General features: G+C 59.3%; 1 protein-coding gene. It reads left to right on the top strand.

From position 1 onward, the window contains the following. A partial coding sequence (locus tag PROAA_RS10190; protein WP_186411235.1) for a diguanylate cyclase domain-containing protein occupies window positions 1-1,155 on the top strand: 1,155 nt, incomplete at both ends.

Genomic DNA, 1,155 nt, shown 5'->3' with positions numbered 1-1,155 from the left:
ATGCTCGGGTATGACGACACGGTGATCGGCAAGCTGCATGTTACCGATTGGGATGTGCAGGATTCGTGGGAGGTCATCAGCGGGCGGATCGAGGATATGATCGTGCAACGCAAGAAAATGGTCTTTGAAACCCGCCATCACCGACGTGACGGGAGCGTTCTGGACGTCGAGATCAGCGCCTCGGGCATCGAAATTGAAGGCAAGGGCTACCTGTACGCCGCCTCGCGCGACATTTCCGAGCGCAAGCGGACCGAAGCTGATCTGCGCATCGCGGCAACCACTTTCGATTCCCAGGAAGGTATCTTCATTACCGATGCCAATGCCGGAATACTGCGAACCAATCGCGCGTTTGAAGAAATTACAGGCTATTCCTCGGAAGAGGCGGTCGGCCAGAACCCGCGTCTGCTCAGTTCAGGCCGCCACCCCCCAGCATTCTATACGGCGATGTGGGAAAGCATCGTTTCGGCCGGAACATGGCGTGGCGAGATATGGAACCGGCGCAAGAACGGCGAAAGCTATCCGCAGTACCTTTCGATTACCGCCGTGAAGAAGGAAGACGGGACAGTCACCCATTACGTCGCTTCATTCACCGACATCACCGAACGCAAGGTGGCTGCCGACAAGATCGAGCACTTGGCGTTCTACGACTCGCTGACCGATCTGCCCAATCGTCGCTTGATGCTTGATCGTCTGCGGCAGGCCGTGGCCAACAGTGCGCGACACAACAGGCACGGCGCACTGATGTTGATCGATCTCGACAACTTCAAGACGCTCAATGACACCCTGGGTCATGCGATCGGCGACCAGCTTCTGAAGGAGGTCGCCTTGCGTCTCAAAGCCAGCGTTCGCGAGGGGGATACCGTGGCGCGTCTGGGCGGCGACGAGTTCGTTGTCATCCTTGAAGATCTCGACGAGTCCGATGCCGCCCCGAGGCAGGCTGAAAGCGTAGCTGAGAAAATTCTGGCCAGGTTGCGCTATCCCTATCAGCTCGATCTGGCTCGGGCCGACGGCTCGCCGGGCAGCCGCAGCCACCACTGCACCCTGTGGGTTCTTGAGACCGCCTGCCGGCAATTGAGCATCTGGGCAGGAATGCCGGAAACCGCCCACCTGACCCTAGCCGTGAACGTCAGCGCCCGCCAGTTCCGTCAGCCGGAT

The organism is Candidatus Propionivibrio aalborgensis, from assembly GCF_900089945.1.
GTDB lineage: Bacteria > Pseudomonadota > Gammaproteobacteria > Burkholderiales > Rhodocyclaceae > Propionivibrio > Propionivibrio aalborgensis.
Note: the sequence above shows the minus strand (reverse complement) of the source record. Positions and strands in the feature narration are given on the sequence as shown.